The sequence below is a fragment of the Peribacillus sp. P4_B1 genome (assembly GCF_056402395.1).
On the sequence record NZ_JBFUHM010000004.1, the window covers coordinates 98,619 to 118,423 of the forward strand.

The window sequence follows — 19,805 nt, forward strand, 5'->3', positions numbered from 1 at the left end:
ATGAAAAGCTGGTATGAATGAATGAAGAGTGGCTATGTATTGAAGGAAAAATGGGGGGAGTATGTTCGCATCATGACTATGCTTGAAATTAAGTTGGACCGAAGCCTTTGGAATTACAACAACTAAGGTGCTAGGCACGAAATCGTGTCTGGCACCTTTGGTATGTATGTTCACCAATTACCATGTTTATGTAATAAATCCTTGGCACTTTCATATAAAAAATGAGCGGCTTTAATAATGGCATTTTCATCAATAGTAAAAGCTGGATGATGCCAGTCTTCGTTTCCGTTTGTACCAAAAAAGGCAAAGGTACCGGGGATATGTTGAAGGTAATAAGCGAAATCTTCACCACCCATTGAAGGTTCTGGATTGATTACATGCAATGATTGCTGCCGAGCAGACACGCGTGCCAACTCTGTGACTGCTGGATGATTAAGAAGCGCGGGGGGCCCAGGAAACCAACCAATCGCAGCTTCCTGTGAAAAAGCAGCTGCAATATGATTAACAATCGAATAAAACTTTTCTTTTACTTCTTCGCGGATCCCCGAATTAAAGGTTCGAATCGTTCCTTCCAGTATGACTTCACCCGGAATTACATTCCAAGTGTTTCCACCAGTTATTCTCGTAACACTCACCACAGCACTTTCTAGTGGGGATACATTCCGGCTGACAATAGTTTGAAGAGCGGTAATAAGCTGAGCCCCTGCCGCTATTGGATCTTTACCGTTTTGAGGGATGGCCGCATGACTCCCCTTACCTTGAAGGACAATATGAAAACGGTCCACTGCCGCCATTAACGGACCATCTTTTATCCCAATGGTACCGACAGGCAAATTGGGTTTATTGTGCAGCCCAATAACAGCCGCTACATCGTCAATTTGACCATCTTTTATCACATGAACCGCACCGCCACCAAATTCTTCTGCGGGTTGAAAAAGCAATCGCACTGTCCCGCACAACTCTGATTGATATTCTTTTAAAAGGTAGGCAGCACCTATTACAGCTGCCGTATGAAAATCATGGCCGCAAGCATGCATCACTCCTTTTTCTTTCGAAGCAAATGGAAGCCCGGTTCGTTCCTCAATCGGAAGAGCATCGATATCCGCCCTTATGGCTACTGTCGGTCCGGGTTTGCCACCCTTTATATCTGCAAAAACACCTGTTTTCAATCCTGTATGACGGATCTCAATGCCCTCTTCCTCGAGCCACGTTTGTATCGATTTTGTCGTTTCAAATTCTTCATTTGATAACTCAGGATATTGATGTAAATGGCGCCGTATCGATATTAAGCGCTTTTCCAGCTCTCGACTCATACAGTCGCCTCCTTCTATAAATCTAAGCGATAGCATTTTACTAAAATATCATGATTTTGAAATTCTTTCGTTCGATCCCGTTTAAAGCCAAACCATTCATATAGTTTGATGGCCTTATGCATCTTATCAGTAGAATGTAGATACAAACTGGACGCACCTTGCGATTTTGCATAATTTACACTAGCTTTTAATAATTCCTGAGCGATACCGCGTCCCCTTGATTCGGGATGAACGGCCAACAACCGAATGATTGGTGAAAAAATCCCAAGTTCCGGCTTTCCATATGCTTTTTCAGATGACTGAAAAAGCTGTAATGTACCAAGGATATCCTGATTGCACTTTGCAACCAACACCTTATCAACATGTGGATTATCCACGGAAGATTGAATGTTTTTTAAATACCCTTCCCAGGCTTCCGGGTTCGAATATTCATGTTCATATTGTTGATAACTTTCAACCAATAAACGGCGCACCGTCTCTTTATCTTCTTCAATCAATTCATCGACTACGATTGTATTAATCATACGTCCTCCTTTTGCCCCTTCCTTTAATTGGCCCTTTCTTCTAAAAACGATACGGAAAAATCTCTTGATATCCGGTTTAAAAATTGTCGTGTTCGCTCTTCCTTTGGAGCATTGAAAATCTCCAATGGTGAACCTTCTTCTACAATCACCCCGCCATCCATGAAAAGAACACGATCCGATATCTCTTTAGCAAAGCTCATTTCATGGGTTACAATCACCATCGTGATGCCTTCATGTGCAATTGCTTTTATGACAGAAAGCACCTCCCCGACCAACTCAGGGTCGAGTGCCGACGTTGGCTCGTCAAATAGAATGACCTCCGGATTTAAAGCAAGTGCCCTAGCAATTCCAACACGTTGCTGTTGACCTCCTGACAATTGCGAAGGGAAATGGTTATGCTTATCTCCCAAACCTACTTTTTCTAATAACAGCTCGCTTTCCCGTTTCGCTTCAGCTTTCTTATATTTTTTTGTAACAATTAACCCTTCCATTACATTCTCCAAAACAGTTTTATGAGCAAATAAGTTATAATGCTGAAAAACCATTGCCGATTGTCTTCTAAGGGATAGGATTTCCCTTTTGGTCGCCTTCTTAGACTTCACCTTTATATCCCCCACTTGAACAATTCCCTCATCCGGTTTCTCGAGAAAGTTCAAGCACCTAAGCAAGGTTGTTTTACCAGATCCACTCGGTCCAAGTATGGTAACTACTTCTCCCCTGCCTATTTTCAAATTAATTCCTTTTAAAACGGGCTGCTGGTTAAATGATTTTTTTATTTCTTTTAAATAAATCATTGTACTCCTCCTCGATTATAGGCAGTGGCCTTTTTCTCAATTAAAAACGAAAGCCCCTCCGCAATGATTGTGAGGCCCCAATAAATTAAACCAGCAGCGATAAATGACTCCAAAAATTTCAAATTGGTGGATGCAACAATATTGGCTGCTCCTGTCATTTCTTTTTGCGATACAACGAAAGCAATGGATGACGTATGCAAGAATCCAATGAAAATATTCGTGAAATTCGGGATGGACTGAGCAATGGCCTGTGGCAAAACAATTCGCGTCATGGCTTGAAACGAATTCATCCCCACGGAATAGGCTGCCTCCATTTGGCCATTGGAGACACTGATAATTCCCGATCTGAATATTTCCGATAAATAGGCACCCGCACTCAACGATAAGGCGGTTAAGACAAATAAAATGATCGGAATGGAATTAGATTGAATACCCAAATCAAACTTTTTAGAAATTTGATCGATTAATAATGGAAAACCGAAATAAATGAGCATGATGTGCATGATAATCGGTGTTCCTCTAAAGAAGGAAACATAGCCATTTGCAATTCTACTTAGAAATTTCACTTTATATATCCTAATCAAGGCAACAGCGAGACCGATAATAAAACCTGCAAGAAGAGGAAGAATCGTTAAGATAAGTGTGATTGGAAGTGCTCTAATAATCTCCTTAAAAGCAGTCCAAATGAATGGTATATCAATCGTCAAGTCCTTCCCTCCTCCCTTTGTTATCCAGTAACAGACACATCAACAGATTGATGCCGATTAATGCGGTTTTCATAAAGTCTGAATATTTTCTCGAACAATAGCACGACTGCATAATAGATAACGGCTAATGAGAGATAGACTTCGAGAGCATGTGCAGTTGCGGCGATTAATGTCTCTCCCCTCCCCATCAAATCCATTACGCCGATGGTAAAGGCAAGTGAGGTATCCTTCAAGGATCCGATAATAGAGTTTGCGATATTCGGAAAAGCAATCCGTATGGCCTGAGGAAGCACAATTCGAAAGAAACTTTGACTATTATTCATGCCAACAGAATAGGCTGCTTCCGTTTGCCCATAATCAACAGCCTTAATCGCTCCTCGAAATATTTCTGCGAAATGCGCCCCATTACTTAATGCATAAGTAATAATGACAAAATACAGAGCATCCATTCTTGAAATATCAATATTAATGAATAAAAGGATTGCAGGCAGTCCATAAAAAACTAGAAATAATTGTATTAAAATAGGCGTTCCCCGAATGAATGAAATATATAATATGACAAATTGATTCAAGACAGGGATACGAAATAATCTCAGGATGGCTGCCGCTATCCCGATGACCATTCCTAATAAAACGGATGCTGCCAGAATTTTCAATGTTACTCCAAGATAATATATTAGCGTCGGAATGAAATCGACGATTAATGAAGGATCAAATGCTTTCCCCATGCTTTAGCACCTCCGCGCTTACTGATATCTAATTAAAATCCTACTGAATAATCTGCGCCCAGCCACTTTTTACTTAGTTCGCTAACTACCCCATCTTTTTTCAGCTCCAAAAGTGCTTCATCAATTCTCTTCTGTAAAGGTGTTTCGTCTTTTCTTAGCAAAAAGTATACTTTTGAATTAAGAAGTGGCTCACCCACAACCTTTTGCTGTGCATCTGCTTGTTTATTTAAGAAGTCGACTGCAAATGGTGTAGTAATGGTAGCATCCGCCCGACCTGTTTTGATTTGATTCTTCGTATCATCTGCGCCTTGGCCAGAATAAACAATTTCAATACCGGCATTATTTTCTTTATTATACTTTTCAAGAAAAACAGCAGAATTGCTCGTTGCACTCACTATCGCTTTTTTTCCTTTTAGATCTTTAATGGAATGAATATCATTGTTGTCCTGATGAACTGTAACTTGAAGCGGAAAGACATTATATGGTTCTTTATTAAATAGAAATTTTTCTTCTCGTTCATCATTCACCTCCATTTGGTGAGCAACAAAATCGATTTTGTTCGTTTCTAAACTTAATAAAAGATTAGAAAATTCCATCGTTTTAAATTCAAATTCATATTCAGGCAGCTTTTCATCGATTTGACGAACCAACTCGACATCATACCCTGTCAACTTACCATTCTTATCTAAAAAGCAAATATTAGGGAATTGCGTTCCTGTTCCGACAATGATTTTCTGAACTTTTTTATCTTTTGAACCTCCAGAACTTGATTTGGCTGTACTCGTTGTTTCTTTCGAAGAGCAAGCTCCCAAAAAAGTAATTAACAGTGCCATAACAATTAATAACGTTTTTTTCATCTCAAATTCCCCCGACGTTTTTAATTACTAACAATTGTTGGTTCTTTATTTTCAATAATGCGATACAACGTTTCATCGAGAATTTTACGAAGATACACAATTTTTTCTCCATCGTGATCTCGTTCAGCAAAAATCTCATAGCCTCTTCTTTCATAAATGGAAACAAGCCAAGGATGACGATCAGCTGTCGCCAAATAGACAGCCGGCGCTTTCACCTGTTTCCGGAGTGCATTTTCTTCCACCCAGGTTAACAAAGTCGAACCAAAACCTTTTTGTTTGTATAGAGGGTCGACTGCAAACCACCAAATGAATGGGTACGGACTGAAATGATCAGGATCATTCCATGGATGACGAACTGTCACAGTGGAAACAATTTGGCCCTCCTGTTCTAAAACATAAGTGAGATTCCGCCGAATATTATTCGTCACTAGCTGCAAATCAGCTGTCGCAGCCAGAAAGTTAATATTCAATTCTCTAATTGGTTCATAAGCCCGAAGTGTGACGTTTAGCACTTCGGGAGCATCCTTTACAGTGGCAAGACGGATTAGCTGTGTCATGATTAACTCCCCGTTTCTATAACATATTTTTCGCACAATAATAGTCGGATTTAAATCAGCAATTTCTGCTTTAACACTCGTTCTATCTCTATTTCATCAAGTTCATTTCCATTTAAGAATATGTAAACTTCTTAAGTCCGCTAAATTCTGTTACTGTAAGCGTTCGAGTGCTTTTTCAAGAGAGTGTATGCCAATTTCCGTAACACTCTCATATACGTTACCTCGCCCAATTTCAATAATAGGAACATACCGAACACCATATTTGATTTCTAAAATCTCTCGCCGTTCGTCATGATCGGTAACATCCACTGTTTGATAAGCAATGTCCTTTTCTTTTAAGTATTGTTTAACCTCTTCGCAATAGTGACATCCTTGTTTTGACCAAACGACGACATGTAACGCTTCTCCCATTTCGTATTCCTCCTTCATTTTTTAAAAGATACTTCCATTATTGGTTAATCTTTTCTTTCGCATAACGATTTTCCGGGAATGGAATCCCCAAGTTGCCTCTTAAGGTTTCAGCTTCATATTCAGTACGATATATGCCCCTGTTTTGAAGGATAGGAACCACATAGTCTACAAAGTCGTGTAAAGCATTTGGAACACTTGAAGTAAAAATAAACCCGTCTGCACCCTTCTCTTCGAACCATCGCTGAATCAAATCAGCTATTTTCTCTGGAGTTCCAATAAAAGAAGTCCGAGGTGTAGTCTCCTTAAGTGCTACTTGACGGAGCGTTAACTTTTTCTCCTTGGCTTCCTGTTTAATTCGATCAGTCGTACTTCGGAAACTGTTTTTTCCGATGTCTCCTAGATTCGGAAAAGGCGCATCCAGTTCATATTGAGAAAAATCATGATGATCGAAGTATCGACCCAAATAGTCAAGCGCCTTATCTATAGAAACTAGGTTAGCGAGTTCTTGATATTTGTGCTCTGCCTCTTCTTCCGTTGCACCAATGATTGGCGCGATACCTGGCAGAATAACAATTTCATCAGGGTTTCTCCCAAATACAATAGCCCTGTTTTTTACATCTTGATAAAAAATCTTGGCATCTTCCAATGTTGGTTGACCTGTAAAGATTGCATCCGCTTCTTTAGCCGCAAAATCTTTGCCAGCTTCTGATGAACCAGCTTGAAAAACGACAGGTCGCCCCTGTTTAGATCTAGCAATGTTGAGTGGTCCTTGCACGGAGAAAAATTCTCCTTTATGTTTTAATTGATGCATTTTAGAAGGATCAAAAAACGTACCAGACTCTTTATCCCGAGTAAAAGCGTCATCCTCCCATGAATCCCAAAGTCCTTTCGCAACTTGTATATATTCTGATGCTATCCGATAGCGTTTGGCATGATCAGGGTGTTCTTCAATCGTTTTGTTAAAGTTCAAGGCAGTACTTTCAAGAGGTGTAGTAACAAGGTTCCATCCGCCACGACCTTGACTAATGTGATCAAGTGAAGCAAATTGCCGAGCTACAGTATATGGCTCACTGTATGATGTGGAAACAGTTCCGACAAGCCCTATTCTTGATGTGAATGCAGCAAGTGCGGATAAAATGGTAAGTGGTTCAAATCGATTTAAAAAATGCGGTATTGACTTCTCATTGATAAACAGACCGTCTGCAATGAAAAGTAAATCGAACTTTCCCTCTTCAGCCTTCTGGGCCTGCTCCTTATAAAATTCAAGACTAACACTGGCATCTGCTTGAATCTCTGGATGTCTCCAACCAGATATACTCCCTCCAACTCCATGAATAAGCGCTCCAAATTTCAACTTTCTCTGCTCAGACATCAATACTCCTCCTTTAATTAATCGGTTTTTAACTTTGCTGACATTTACTTCCCTTAGATGACTTCTTATTTTTGGCTTACAAAGTTCTTTTCTACAGATAAGGATAATTGAAGTGGACTCAACAATCGAAAAGATCGGAACCTTTCTGCTTCCTTTAAAATCGGCGAATGTAGGATAAACTCATCTACCCCGTACTTTTCATGTAAATTCGCTAAGACTTCTTTTACAAAAGAAGGAGTTCCAGCAATAATATTGGAATCCTGTTCTTCTATTTCGTAAGGCTCCCCAGACTGCTTCCCGAATAACTCTGCTTGCGCTAGTGTTTGGACCGTGACAGACCGACCGCTTTTGAGATGAATTTTCACCATCTTCTGGTCACCTGTTAACTGTTCTGCTACTTGTTGTGAAGGAGCAGCAATCACTGAAACCGATACCTTAAAGCTTCCAGTTGGATAGATACTTTGGTAAATGCGTGAAGCATCTTCGAGTACAGTCTCATTACTATTGATAAATCGAGCAAATACATAAGCTATACCAAGATCTGCTGCTAGCCTGGCACTATCAGCACTTGCACCAAGCAGAAACATCTTAGGCTTTTTGGAAGGGAGTGGTGTCGCTTGAATGCCTGCAAGCGGGTGAGTTTCATTAACTGAATTTTCAATTATTTCTTGCAGGAAAGATAACCGCTCTTCGAAATCCTTTCCATCATTCACAGTTCCAAACTGTAGCGCCTTCGTTGATAAGGGGAGGCCACCTGGTGCCTTTCCGATGCCAAGGTCTACCCTGCCTGGCGAAAGATTTGATAACACGTGAAAGTTTTCCGCTACTTTATATGGACTATAATGCTGAAGCATAACACCTCCGGACCCTACCCGAATCGATTTTGTCTGAGCTAATAAATAAGAGATCAATACTTCCGGGGAGGACCCCGCCAGCTGTTCGGCATGATGATGTTCCGATACCCAGAAACGGGTATAACCCCACTCTTCTGCATGTCTAGCCAGTTTAATGGTTTGCTGTAGTGCATCAAATGCTGAGGCTCCTGGAAATATCGGGCTCTGGTCTAAAATGCCAAGTTTATAACTCATATTCTCTCCTCCGCTTTAATTCATAGTTTACTTATGTGAATAATTATATTTTGACTATCCTATCACCTAAAACATGCTAATGGCAATGGTTTTACTGATAGAAAAAAATATTGTATTGATAGAAAATATCTATCAATTCGATTCTATCTGTAATTGCTGATGGTTTTTCTCAAATTTCCGAATTGATAAAAGAATGTCTTTCCATAATAAAGGGGATTCCATCCCGTGATTTAAATGCGTCAGATAGATGTGCTGCTTTATCTTGATTAAATGTGACACATCCACTTCAATCAAAGTTCCCTGTTCTAACTCTTTTTTAATACATAAGTACGGTAAAAATCCGATACAGCTTCTGCTAAGAATTAGCGACTTCGCCACTTCCAGGTGATTAACCTGAAATTCAATGTGCGGTTCTACATTAGATACTTCAAAAATTTTATGAACATGGTTCCAGTCAAACGCACCGCACTCAAAAAATACCAACGGCTCAATTGCTAATTCCTGCACTGTTAACTCAGTTTGAAGTTGAAATGGATGTCCTGGATACACGACTAAACGAATCGAATTATCAAGGGTCTTGTAATTTTGCAGACCACTATGTGTAACATCCTTCATAAATGCTATATCAACCTGTTTCTGAAGCAATTTATCCATTAATGCATCATTTGTTGCTGAAATAAATTTAAAGCGTAAATTGGGGTTTTCCATTTTCCATAGAGGAAGAGCAAATGGAATAAAGTATTGCGATGTAATGATATTAGCCCCTATCTTTATTTCCTCCAGTTCGCTTCCTGTTTTCAACTGTTTTTTCCCCTGTTGAAAGGTGCGAATAATTTGATCCGCAAAAGGAATGAAGGCTTTCCCTTTTTCGGTTAAAATAATCCCTCTCCCTTGCCTCTCAAATAGTACTGAATCGAGTTCACTCTCAAGTGTCTTAATTCTTGCCGAAACCGTTGGCTGTGATAAAAACATTGCCTCTGCGGCTTTATGAAAACTATTAAGGTGAACAACATACATAAAAGCTTCAATATGGTCAATATTCATCTTCCCAACTCCTTTTTCCAAAATGAACGCAAAAAGCTCCTGTTCGCTTATCGCGTTCAGGAGCTTTTGGTTGTCCAATCAGCTCATCCTATTATAATAATTCTTTCTCCGATTTTAATCCTATAAAACCAATAAGTAAAGGTGTAATTTAATTAACTGAACAATCAACAAGTCACGATATATTTATTGCGATTCATACAACATGATATTCAAGGAACCTAATACTATTTATGCAGGTAGAGGATTCTAAGTAAATAAAACTGATAGTTCCATTCTCTTTTTGCCCGATTTTAAAAACTAAAGTTTCACGGATTTGGATGGTCACTTGATCATTTGTTGTCCACAAGTTATGCACAGAATCCTTATCTATTCTTTGTTCGTCAATCTTTTTTGGACGTTTCGGGACTTTTCCAAGCGGTCCACTTTTTGGGAAATTGATGGACCATCATGTATATGTTATATTTTTTCTCCTTATAAAAGAAAAGAAGGGTCAACCTAATGTAGGGAATTCCAATAATGACATAAGGAAAGAAACTACATGCCTCAACTAAATTGATAACAATCAATTAAATCAGGTAAAAGCGACCGTTCCCCTTACGCAAACCTTACTTTCATAAGCATGATTTTTGGGATTACCTCAATTAATATATACAAAACCTAAATAACAGAGCCCTATACCCATATTGAGGAATAGGCCTTTTAATATCGAATGATTTTGATGCTTCCATTCAACCCCACCTTTTTAATGGCGGTATGCTTTGAGGGAATCTAAACGTATTGTATGGATCATAGGTCGTTTTCACTTCTCGAAGCCGTTTGAAATTTTCTCCATAGTACGCAGTTGGCCAATCTTTGATGAGGGTATCCGGCCAATTCACATAGTCACCTGTAGTATACGGAGACAAGGCGTACTTAAGTTCCTTGATCCAGTGAATGTTTTGCCGCTCTTCTTCTGGATTAGTCCATGTAGCCAAATACTCCTGGGCGATTAAAGCATCCCGATAATAAAATGCCGTTTCCTTTGGTTCCACACGGCCAGCCGCTCCTCCAAGGGATTGATGCCAAATGGCTGCATTTTCATTTGGAGCGTTTTCCAGAAAATGCTTCATCGTCAAGATTGCTCGCTGAGGAAAAGTTTTTTCAATGAAAGAACCTGACCTCTTACGATGGGCCGGCCGATTTCCACTCGGATCATTAAAGAATCCTACGGCTTCAATGTAAGGGACTTCCTTTATCATGACATTTGTTGGTGAACCAGTTTTCGTCAAAGGTTTTAGAAGCTGCTTTAACCTATGTGACGTTCCAACAAATTCACCTTGAGCGATAATTTGGTTTACTTCCTTTGCCTTGAATTCAATTTCAGAAGTAAGACATTCATCAGCTTGAGGGGCCCAATCCTGCCAGGCATTAAACACCGCTTCGAAATCTTTCCACCCCCATGTGACGGAGAAAACCGATACCCTTGATACAGGGTGTACCCTGAAAGTAAGAGAAGTGACTATGCCAAAGTTTCCTCCTCCACCCCCGCAGCATGCCCAAAATAAATCACTATTAATTTTCCTATTTGCTTTAATGAGTTTGGCGCCCATCTTTCCACACGCCCTTACCATTTCTATTTCAACCAGATTGTCACAAGTAAGTCCAAAGCGCCTCGTTAACATCCCTATACCACCGCCAAGCGTAAGACCTACAAGACCTACACCGCTTTCGGTCCCAGCCGGAATCGTCGTTCCATACTTCCATAGATTATTATATACTTGCCCTAAATCAGCTCCGGCTTCAATTTTTGCGATCATTTTTTCACGATTGACCTTGATCTTGTACATTTCACTAATATCAATGATTAGACCGCCGTTCACTAATGAAAAGTTTTCATAACTATGCCTGCCGCTCCTAACCCGGAAAGGTGTATGATTTTCCCGGGCCCACTTCAGTGAATTCAACACATCATTGGTATTTTGGCAAAACACAATGACCTTTGGAAATTTGGGGGAACTTAAGTTATTATTTATCCTGGCATGCTCGTATTCGGCATCATTAGGTGTAACGATACGCCCAGTAAGCTTTGTTCTTTCCAAAATATTAACCCCTTTCTCAAATGATGTGGAGAGTTATATATACTATGAAAACCTTTAGGAAAAGACACATTCTATAGGTGAAAGTGATTTAAAATCAATCCAATTCATACTTTTACCTCACTAAAAAGTAGGATATTTTGTTTTCTATTTGATAGAGCATACTTAACTCGCAAGATTTCACTATTTACTTGTGAATTAATCGCAAAGACTAAAAAACCCTTAAAACAAAATACCGTTACAATCGCCAGCACTTATTTTAAAATAAATAAAAAAACATGGTCATAAAATAACCATGTTTTCTTTATACTCATATTTCTGTGTCTGCACAAAAAGTTATTTATTGATAAATTCTTTGTTGATTTTTTCAGCTTCATCCATGTATTCCGTTTTAATCCCGCTCTTAACTCCCCACCAAAAGAAGCCAAGTGCCAGACATGTAATGACCACCATATCCCAGCCAAATGTAAGAATATTTTTTCCGCCGAACTTCTCACTTCCAATATAAGAAATCAAAATCATACAACCTAAGTAAAGAAGCATCCAAACACCTGATAAAAATTGTTTTTTGAATCCATTCCATTTATTTTTAGCTTGATAATAAAAGTAAATAGGCAGTCCAATGGCAATGATGAAAGCGACTTCTCCTGTTAATGGCCAACGCGCCCAGTATAAAGTAAGCGATGCAAAAACAAATCCGCAAGGTGCAATAATAGAGGCACCTTTTAAGTGAAATGGACGGTTAAAATGTGAAGCGGTACGTCTTAATGTTGCCAATGCAACTGGCCCCATGATATACGAAATAAGTGTGGCAACTGAAATCACTTCTGCAAGTACGCCCCATCCGCGGAACAAAAATAAAAAGATAAAACATACACCTAAGTTTAATAACATCGCTGCACGCGGAACACCATAAAGTGGATGTAATGTACCAAAGATCCTCGGTAAGTATCCATTTTTCTGCATTCCATAAAGCATTCGCGAAGTTGTAGCTGTATAAGTGGCACCTGAACCAGACGGTGAAACAAACGCATCTACAAACAATACAATCGCTAACCAGTTAAGGCTTAGAGCAATTGCCAAATCTGCAAAAGGTGAATTAAAATTCAGATGACTCCATCCGTTCACGATCATTGACGGATCGACTACACCGATGAACACAACTTGTAACATAACGTATATAAAACCTGCAATTAGAATAGAGCCAATAACAGCAATAGGTATAGACTTATTCGGTGACTTCGCTTCACCTGCCATATTAACGGGACTTTGAAATCCGTTAAACGCAAACACTATACCAGAAGTAGCTACTGCTGTTAAAACGCTTGCCCAACCATATGGTGCGATACCCTGAGAACTTGTAAAGTTTTCACCATGAAATCCAGCAAAAAATAACGATCCTGCCATTACACCTGGAACAATTAATTTAAAAATGGTAATAAATGAATTTGCCTTAGCAAAAAGGTTGACTGTCCAATAGTTGACGAAGAAATAGAACAATAGTAGTAAAGAAGCTATGAATAATCCTTTGGTCGTTAAGATATTGTTATCAACTAAAGAATGAGACCATCTGGCCCATTCCCAAGGCCACGTACTCATATATTGTACCGAAGCAATGGCCTCAACGGTAATAGTCGAAGCGATAGATATCCAGTTCGCCCACGCAGCTAAAAATCCAATAAAAGAGCCATGCGAATATTGAGGATACTTAACCATGCCTCCAGCTTCAGGAAACATTGCCCCAAGCTCTGCGTAAGATAATGCAATAAATAAAATTACCACCATACCGATAATCCAAGAAAAAATAGCTGCTGGTCCAGCAATCTGGGCAGCTTTCCACGCTCCGAACAACCAACCTGAGCCGATAATAGAACCAATACCTGTCATAGTTAAAGCAAAGGTCCCCATCTTTCTATGCATATTACTCATCTCTACCTACACCTCTTCCTAGGAAAATAAAAAACACTTGATCTATAAATCAAGTGTTTGCCCAGGCGCGCGGCTTATACTCTATATGCTCCCCCATGGTACTCCATGTTGCGCCAGTTACATATAGGAAAATAGTTTTTTTAAGTATATAAGATTATTTTAAATTCCACAACACTAAAAAAATATTTATATTTTTTAAATATTACCATTGATTTTTCGGAATTACCTATCAATATTCTTTTGAATTTGAAAAAATTAGGCGAATAAAGGCTCAAAAAAACAAACATTCGATTTTTAGAACATATGTTAAAACCTATAATCATTTCCCTTAAACATTATACTTAAAAACCTTAAATAGCCTATATGTGCAAAAATGAACCGTTCATTTTTTACAAATTATATCCCAAAACCATTTACATAGAATTCATGCCTAGTTAGGAAAATCTCATTTTCTGCCAAAGAAAATACTTGAATACTCCATAGCTTTATTGAGAATTTTTTCTACAATAACTGTTCTTTCCTCAAAAAAAGTCATGCACAAGTTGGGAAAAAGCCTGAGGGATGAAGATTTCTCTTTATCTCTCTTTGTTTTGTCCACAATTTATGCACAACTTTAATTAGTGTCTATTATATTTATACTAAGGGGAAACACACTCGGCAAAGCTCGAGTCATGAACGTAGATTAACCAAGATGATCTCCCAAAATCCTTATTATAGAAAAACTCGTATCACTCATCTTTTTATCGAAATGGCACGAGACTTCTTAACTGGAAATCTCATCATCGGATTTAGCATCCAATGGTATTCGTTTATCCATTTTCAGCATGTAATAACTTACTACTACCAATGCTAGGAAAACGATCCCGACAACCAAGGAAATCCTTGTACTGGGATTGATCCACATACCCACCAGCACCATCAGTAAAAAGGCAATTGTCGCATAATTACTGTAAGGGGCAAACGGCATTTTGAACGGATGTTTCTCCATTTCAGCAGCATTTACCTTTCTGAATTTAAGCTCACTGATAAGTATGACAAACCATGGAATCATTCCGGGTAAAACACTCGCACTGTACACATAAAGGAATAATTCCGGCGGTGCAAGGTAATTCAGGACAACCCCGATACCCAATCCTAATAGTACAGCGATCGTACAATATGCCGGCACTCCACTTTTAGATACTTTTGCAAAGATTTTAGGAGCTTGGCCATTCAATGCCAGTGTGTAAAGCATACGCCCTGCACTGAAGATCCCACTGTTGCATCCGGACATTGCCGCAGTGATTACGACAAAGTTAATGATTCCTGCAGCTGCTGTGATACCGATTTTAGCAAAGGTTGAAACGAATGGACTTCCGATGTCATCTAGTTTATCCCATGGATAAACCGTCACGATGACGAATATAGCGCCAATATAGAAAATTAAAATGCGCCATATGATTGATTGGATCGCTTTTGTTACGGTCTTCGTTGGATTCTTCGCTTCTCCGGCCGCGATGCCGATGAGCTCAACGCCTTGATAGGAAGCCACAACAAGGGAAAGCGCAAAGAAGAATCCTGTCCAGCCTCCCGTAAAGAAGCCGCCATTTGCCCAAAGATTCGATAATCCAATTGCGTCTCCGCCATTCCCTATTCCAAAGAAAATAAGGCCAAGGCCGGCAACGATCATCAATACAATCGTTATTATTTTTATAAGCGCAAACCAAAATTCAAATTCCCCGAAAGATTTTACGGAAATGAGGTTGGCTGCCCCCAAGATGATCATGGCGACCACACCTGGTATCCAAGCTGGTAACTCCGGGAACCAATACTGCATATACATTCCAACGGCGATGATTTCGGACATTCCTACGATTACCCATTGAAACCAATTGCTCCAAGCAGTCATATAACCTGCCAAAGGATGTATATAGCTGCTAGCAAAGGATGCAAAAGAACCCGTAGTCGGTTCTAAATATAGCATCTCCCCCATAGAACGCATGATGAAAAATATAAATATACCTGCGATGGCATATGCAAGCATTACAGAAGGCCCTGTCCATTTGATCGTGCTCGCCGATCCCATGAATAACCCGACCCCAATGGTTCCGCCCAAAGCTATCATTTGAATGTGACGTGCCTCCAGCCCTCTCTTTAATTCCTTGTTTGACATGATTAACTCCCCCAGGTGCAATATTAGCAGCAATGCTCTTCCAACCTTACCGCCAATCGACTCTATTTATTATTGTGGTTAGAAATGCCTTATCGTAATCATATAAATAACACTTTAATTTTGTTTTCTTATCTTATAATAGTAAATACTCTTTAAAAACACAAATGTATTTTTCAAAAAAACAGTTGTCAAATATATCTTGGCGATTTTTCCTATCTTAAAATACCTTTTTTTAAAAAAGTGAATCAGTATTTTATAATAGTGATTACACAAAAAAAGAGTAGAAAACAATCACTTCTGCTTTGAACCATTCAAAGTCTTTTCAAGTGAACGTTTAAAAAAATTAAAACCATTTCAATGTGTTATAAACCTCTTATAAGACTGGCTAACTCCCAAAAAAAATTGTTGACCTTCAGAAAAATAGATGATAGAATTCCAATATTATTTTATAAGTATAATGAATGCTTCAGCAGTGGAAGATCACCGCAGACAGACATTTTTACACAACCGCATACAAGCAAGCGATGAATGCTATGGATGACACTATAGCAGGAGCAGCTTCTGGAGAGACTGTACAAGATGCAGCGCCGAAGGATTCACAATCTCAGGCAAAAGGACAGAAGAGTAACGAATGATAAATTGTTATTCTGAACCCTTTAAGAGATTGGTATATCCAATCTCTTTTTTTATTGTCCACTTTGTGATTGGACTTAAAACAACACTCGTGAAAACCATTGGCAAGCTGGGTGAAAAAATCACGTCCTTCTCCAAGACCATGCAGGTTTGAAATCATTCACTACCAAGACTATAAAAGACGGGGGCGTACGAATTGGCTAAACAGGAATTAAAAAGAGATTTAAAAAATCGTCATGTACAACTTATTGCAATAGGAGGAACCATTGGTACCGGTTTATTTTTGGGATCCGGAAAAGCCATACAAATGGCAGGTCCATCTATCATCTTCTCCTATCTAATAATTGGAATTGCCTTGTTTTTTGTGATGAGAGCCCTAGGCGAATTGCTCTTATCCAATGCAGGATATACGTCATTCACTGAATTCGCAACCGAATATGTCGGCCCATGGGCTGGCTTCGTGACCGGTTGGACATATTGGTTCTGTTGGATCATGACCGCAATGGCCGATATCATAGCTGTCGGTGTCTATATACAATACTGGTTCGATATCCCTCAATGGATACCGGCTCTAATATGCCTTGTCATTCTGTTAGGATTGAACCTATTGACCGTTAAGTTATTTGGCGAATTGGAATTCTGGTTTGCCATCATAAAAGTAATCACGATCATCACCTTGATATTCGTAGGAATCATTCTCTTGGCCATCGGCTTCAATACCAATACGGGAACGGTTTCCCTAACGAACCTATGGACTCATGGAGGCATGTTCCCAAATGGAATTTCCGGATTCCTGTTGTCTTTACAGCTGGTCGTCTTCTCCTTTGTAGGTGTCGAATTGGTCGGGGTTTCAGCAGCAGAAACGGCGAACCCGAGAAAGAACATTCCGTCTGCCATCAATAAAATCCCAGTCCGGATTTTACTTTTCTATGTAGGTGCCATATTCGTCATTCTCTGTGTCAACCCTTGGACACAACTGAATGCCACGAGCAGCCCATTTGTAGAAGTCTTTGCGCTAATCGGCATTCCTGTCGCTGCGGGGATCATCAATTTCGTCGTTTTGACATCAGCTGCTTCTGCATGCAACAGCGGTTTATTTTCAACAAGCCGAATACTCTATACGTTAAGCAGGAATGGAGAAGCCCCTGCTAAACTGGAAAAATTAAATCAACAGGCTGTTCCTAGCAATGCCTTATTAACATCAACAATCGTTGTATCACTAGGAGCATTGTTAAGCAAACTGATACCGGAACAGGCATTTACCGTTGTGACAACCATCAGTGCCATCTGTTTCATATGGGTATGGAGCATCATCTTGATCTCACATATCAAATATTCGAAAACACGGCCGGACCTAAGAGCCGAATCAACTTTCAGGGCTCCTTTTACACCCTTTATCAATTACGCCATTTTAGGATTATTCCTGTTCATCCTTATCGTTATGCTATTCGCTGAAGCCACACGGCTATCACTGCTTATGACGCCAATCTGGTTCATGGTCTTGGTGATACTATATAACTATCAGAAAAAAAGATAGTAAAAGGATAAAGCCTTGAACTCTATAAGAATTCAAGGCTTTATCTTTTATCAGCGGCTCTGTTGCTAAAAAATATATCAAGCAACTGCATTAAATTTCATATCAAAATAGTGTAAGCTTATATTTATCATCGGTTCCTTATCAAAGAAGGAATATCCGTCATGTATGAATTTTCCATCCAGTTTGGTTCACCCATCCATCAGTGGCACTGAAGTAAAACCCCCATTGTTGGACGTTTCACTTTATTTAAAACGGAGGGGTTTGTTTAATGAAGATTCTATATATCCTTACTCTAGTTCCTTTTATAGGCATACTAGGATTTCTGCCTTTTGTTAATAGAATAAAACCTTATGTATTAGGGATGCCTTTCAATATGTTCTGGATGGCTATGTGGGTGGTCCTTACCTCTGCCATCTTGGGCATCATGTATAAGCTGGATCCCCGGAATCGGGAAGGTGACCAGGAATGAATATTGCCCTCATAATCATTTTAGCTTTTTTACTACTATCGATATTTTTAGGCATTCGTTCTTCAAAAGGAAAAGATATGAACTTGGAACAATGGACGGTGGGCGGACGCGGTTTTGGTGCAATATTCGTCTTCCTGCTGATGGCTGGGGAAATCTATACGACCTTCTCCTTCCTTGGCGGCAGCGGCTGGGCCTATGGCAAGGGCGCACCCGCTCTATATGTTCTTATTTACATTACTTTGTCTTACGTATTATCCTATTGGCTCCTTCCTGAAATATGGAAATATGCCAAAGAAAATAAGCTGATGTCCCAATCCGATTTTTTTGTAAGCAAATATAAGAGTCCCAGTTTAGGAATTTTGGCTGCGCTTGTCGGTGTGGTCTCGATGATTCCAGTGATCGTCGTGCAGCTGAAAGGATTGGGGATCATTGTCTCAGAGGCATCTTATGGTGCAATCTCAATGTCTGCGGCGGTATGGATGGGGGCAATCGGCCTTACCATTTATGTAATGATTTCCGGTATACACGGCTCAGTCTGGACAGCAGTCATTAAAGATATCATGATGATCGCCATTATAGGATTCTTAGGAATTTATCTGCCCATTCATTACTTTGGTGGATTTCAGCCGATGTTCGAAGCAATTGATGCGGCCAAGCCTGGTTTTCTAAAGTTCCCCGAGCAGGGACTTAGCATATCATGGTTCATCTCCACGGTAATATTGCTTGTATTTGGTTTCTATATGTGGCCCCAAGTTTTCAGCGCGGTTTATTCAGCTCGCAGCGGGAAGGTATTTCGAAAAAATGCCATCATCAGCCCTTTATATACGCTCATGCTGTTATTCGTATTTTTTGTAGGGTTTACAGCTATATTGAAAGTGCCTGGACTCGTAGGGGCAGATGCAGACCTCTCATTGCTGCGCCTTTCGATTCAGACCTTTGACCCATGGTTTATAGGTATAATCGGCGGGGCTGGGTTGCTGACCGCATTGGTGCCGGGATCCATGCTTTTGATGAGCGTCGCTACACTGCTCGCTAAAAACGTCTATAAGGAATTTGCACCTGCAGTATCAGATCGCCACGTTGTAAGATTGGCAAAAATCCTTGTACCAATCATTGCTCTTATAGCCGTCTACTTCACCTTAAACGGCGGCGAAACGATGTCAGCATTAATTCTCATGGGATACAGTCTCATCACACAGCTATTCCCGTCCCTTCTATTTAGTCTGAAGAAGAAAAAGAATCCAATCAATAAATATGGCGCAATCGCCGGCATCATCACCGGATTGGCCATCGTGATCTGCATTACACTCAGTCATTCAACAATAGGGACCCTGTTTCCATCCTTGCCACAAGCAGCGAAAGATTTGAATGTGGGAATCATCGCCTTGGCATTCAATTTCATTGTGATGATAACGGTAAGTCTTGCCCTCAGGAATCATGCGGTTCAGTTGGAACCAAAATCCGTTAACGATATTTGAAGCACTCATTGATGCTGATTATTTTGGAAATCCTGTGAATGAACATCGGAAGGCTCAGTCAAAAGACTGAGCCTTCCTTCGAATAATACAGTAATAATGTCCTTTTTCTTAAGAGTGATTATAGAAAGTTAAATAGC

17 protein-coding genes and 2 riboswitches are annotated in these 19,805 nt (G+C 39.8%); of the genes, 3 read left to right on the forward strand and 14 right to left on the reverse strand.

The window, feature by feature from the left end:
* Positions 1 to 170: 170 nt before the first annotated feature.
* The 14 genes from AC1DVK_RS03605 to AC1DVK_RS03670 form a co-directional block, all read right to left on the reverse strand.
* Entirely contained in the window at positions 171 to 1,313 is a 1,143-nt protein-coding gene (locus AC1DVK_RS03605; RefSeq protein ID WP_477625851.1) for an amidohydrolase, read from the reverse strand.
* Between the two features lie 14 nt (positions 1,314 to 1,327).
* A complete protein-coding gene (locus AC1DVK_RS03610) occupies positions 1,328 to 1,837 on the reverse strand; it encodes a GNAT family N-acetyltransferase (protein WP_477625852.1) in 510 nt (169 codons plus the stop codon).
* Positions 1,838 to 1,860: 23 nt separating this feature from the next.
* On the reverse strand, positions 1,861 to 2,631 hold the full coding sequence (locus tag AC1DVK_RS03615) for an amino acid ABC transporter ATP-binding protein (protein WP_477625853.1): 771 nt from the start codon (positions 2,629 to 2,631) through the stop codon (positions 1,861 to 1,863).
* Positions 2,628 to 3,338: an amino acid ABC transporter permease gene (locus tag AC1DVK_RS03620; RefSeq protein ID WP_477625854.1), complete on the reverse strand. Its 711-nt coding sequence runs from the start codon at positions 3,336 to 3,338 to the stop codon at positions 2,628 to 2,630. Before AC1DVK_RS03620 ends, AC1DVK_RS03615 begins: the two co-directional genes overlap by 4 nt.
* Positions 3,339 to 3,358: 20 nt before the next feature.
* Complete coding sequence (locus AC1DVK_RS03625; RefSeq protein WP_477625855.1) at positions 3,359 to 4,066, reverse strand: amino acid ABC transporter permease; 708 nt, start codon at positions 4,064 to 4,066, stop codon at positions 3,359 to 3,361.
* A 32-nt stretch (positions 4,067 to 4,098) separates the two neighbouring features.
* A complete protein-coding gene (locus AC1DVK_RS03630) occupies positions 4,099 to 4,923 on the reverse strand; it encodes an amino acid ABC transporter substrate-binding protein (protein ID WP_477625856.1) in 825 nt (274 codons plus the stop codon).
* Between the two features lie 20 nt (positions 4,924 to 4,943).
* A complete protein-coding gene (locus tag AC1DVK_RS03635) occupies positions 4,944 to 5,480 on the reverse strand; it encodes a GNAT family N-acetyltransferase (RefSeq protein WP_477625857.1) in 537 nt (178 codons plus the stop codon).
* 150 nt (positions 5,481 to 5,630) lie between these two features.
* Positions 5,631 to 5,891, reverse strand: coding sequence for a glutaredoxin family protein (locus AC1DVK_RS03640; RefSeq protein WP_477625858.1), 261 nt, complete (start codon positions 5,889 to 5,891; stop codon positions 5,631 to 5,633).
* Between the two features lie 37 nt (positions 5,892 to 5,928).
* Complete coding sequence (locus AC1DVK_RS03645) at positions 5,929 to 7,263, reverse strand: LLM class flavin-dependent oxidoreductase (protein WP_477625859.1); 1,335 nt, start codon at positions 7,261 to 7,263, stop codon at positions 5,929 to 5,931.
* A gap of 65 nt (positions 7,264 to 7,328) precedes the next feature.
* Complete coding sequence (locus AC1DVK_RS03650; RefSeq protein ID WP_477625860.1) at positions 7,329 to 8,351, reverse strand: LLM class flavin-dependent oxidoreductase; 1,023 nt, start codon at positions 8,349 to 8,351, stop codon at positions 7,329 to 7,331.
* A gap of 132 nt (positions 8,352 to 8,483) precedes the next feature.
* On the reverse strand, positions 8,484 to 9,395 hold the full coding sequence (locus AC1DVK_RS03655) for a LysR family transcriptional regulator (protein WP_477625879.1): 912 nt from the start codon (positions 9,393 to 9,395) through the stop codon (positions 8,484 to 8,486).
* Between the two features lie 728 nt (positions 9,396 to 10,123).
* Entirely contained in the window at positions 10,124 to 11,473 is a 1,350-nt protein-coding gene (locus AC1DVK_RS03660; protein ID WP_477625861.1) for an FAD-binding oxidoreductase, read from the reverse strand.
* 333 nt (positions 11,474 to 11,806) lie between these two features.
* Positions 11,807 to 13,399: an APC family permease gene (locus tag AC1DVK_RS03665; protein ID WP_089362817.1), complete on the reverse strand. Its 1,593-nt coding sequence runs from the start codon at positions 13,397 to 13,399 to the stop codon at positions 11,807 to 11,809.
* Between the two features lie 52 nt (positions 13,400 to 13,451).
* Positions 13,452 to 13,530, reverse strand: a riboswitch (ZMP/ZTP riboswitch).
* Between the two features lie 632 nt (positions 13,531 to 14,162).
* Positions 14,163 to 15,551 (reverse strand): amino acid permease, encoded by a 1,389-nt coding sequence (locus tag AC1DVK_RS03670; protein ID WP_061461662.1) that lies wholly within the window; start codon positions 15,549 to 15,551, stop codon positions 14,163 to 14,165.
* A 551-nt stretch (positions 15,552 to 16,102) separates the two neighbouring features.
* Positions 16,103 to 16,181, forward strand: a riboswitch (glycine riboswitch).
* Positions 16,182 to 16,380: 199 nt separating this feature from the next.
* Here AC1DVK_RS03670 and AC1DVK_RS03675 point away from each other — a divergent pair.
* The 3 genes from AC1DVK_RS03675 (at position 16,381) to AC1DVK_RS03685 (ending at position 19,668) form a co-directional block, all read left to right on the forward strand.
* Positions 16,381 to 17,721 (forward strand): amino acid permease, encoded by a 1,341-nt coding sequence (locus AC1DVK_RS03675; protein WP_089362816.1) that lies wholly within the window; start codon positions 16,381 to 16,383, stop codon positions 17,719 to 17,721.
* Positions 17,722 to 17,989: 268 nt separating this feature from the next.
* Positions 17,990 to 18,190 carry a DUF3311 domain-containing protein gene (locus AC1DVK_RS03680; RefSeq protein WP_477625862.1) on the forward strand — a complete coding sequence of 67 codons (201 nt, stop codon included), beginning with the start codon at positions 17,990 to 17,992 and terminating at the stop codon, positions 18,188 to 18,190.
* Positions 18,187 to 19,668, forward strand: a complete 1,482-nt coding sequence (locus AC1DVK_RS03685) for a sodium:solute symporter family protein (protein WP_089362815.1) — start codon at positions 18,187 to 18,189, stop codon at positions 19,666 to 19,668. The genes AC1DVK_RS03680 and AC1DVK_RS03685 overlap by 4 nt, the downstream gene beginning before the upstream one ends.
* Positions 19,669 to 19,805: the final 137 nt, after the last annotated feature.

Bases quoted from the DNA above. Each gene is read 5' to 3' on its own strand.
- AC1DVK_RS03605 (WP_477625851.1), bottom strand. From the start codon at position 1,313: ATGAGTCGAGAGCTGGAAAAGCGCTTAATATCGATACGGCGCCATTTA.
- AC1DVK_RS03610 (WP_477625852.1), bottom strand. From the start codon at position 1,837: ATGATTAATACAATCGTAGTCGATGAATTGATTGAAGAAGATAAAGAG.
- AC1DVK_RS03615 (WP_477625853.1), bottom strand. From the start codon at position 2,631: ATGATTTATTTAAAAGAAATAAAAAAATCATTTAACCAGCAGCCCGTT.
- AC1DVK_RS03625 (WP_477625855.1), bottom strand. From the start codon at position 4,066: ATGGGGAAAGCATTTGATCCTTCATTAATCGTCGATTTCATTCCGACG.
- AC1DVK_RS03630 (WP_477625856.1), bottom strand. From the start codon at position 4,923: ATGAAAAAAACGTTATTAATTGTTATGGCACTGTTAATTACTTTTTTG.
- AC1DVK_RS03635 (WP_477625857.1), bottom strand. From the start codon at position 5,480: ATGACACAGCTAATCCGTCTTGCCACTGTAAAGGATGCTCCCGAAGTG.
- AC1DVK_RS03640 (WP_477625858.1), bottom strand. From the start codon at position 5,891: ATGGGAGAAGCGTTACATGTCGTCGTTTGGTCAAAACAAGGATGTCAC.
- AC1DVK_RS03645 (WP_477625859.1), bottom strand. From the start codon at position 7,263: ATGTCTGAGCAGAGAAAGTTGAAATTTGGAGCGCTTATTCATGGAGTT.
- AC1DVK_RS03650 (WP_477625860.1), bottom strand. From the start codon at position 8,351: ATGAGTTATAAACTTGGCATTTTAGACCAGAGCCCGATATTTCCAGGA.
- AC1DVK_RS03655 (WP_477625879.1), bottom strand. From the start codon at position 9,395: ATGAATATTGACCATATTGAAGCTTTTATGTATGTTGTTCACCTTAAT.
- AC1DVK_RS03665 (WP_089362817.1), bottom strand. From the start codon at position 13,399: ATGAGTAATATGCATAGAAAGATGGGGACCTTTGCTTTAACTATGACA.
- AC1DVK_RS03670 (WP_061461662.1), bottom strand. From the start codon at position 15,551: ATGTCAAACAAGGAATTAAAGAGAGGGCTGGAGGCACGTCACATTCAA.
- AC1DVK_RS03680 (WP_477625862.1), top strand. From the start codon at position 17,990: ATGAAGATTCTATATATCCTTACTCTAGTTCCTTTTATAGGCATACTA.
- AC1DVK_RS03685 (WP_089362815.1), top strand. From the start codon at position 18,187: ATGAATATTGCCCTCATAATCATTTTAGCTTTTTTACTACTATCGATA.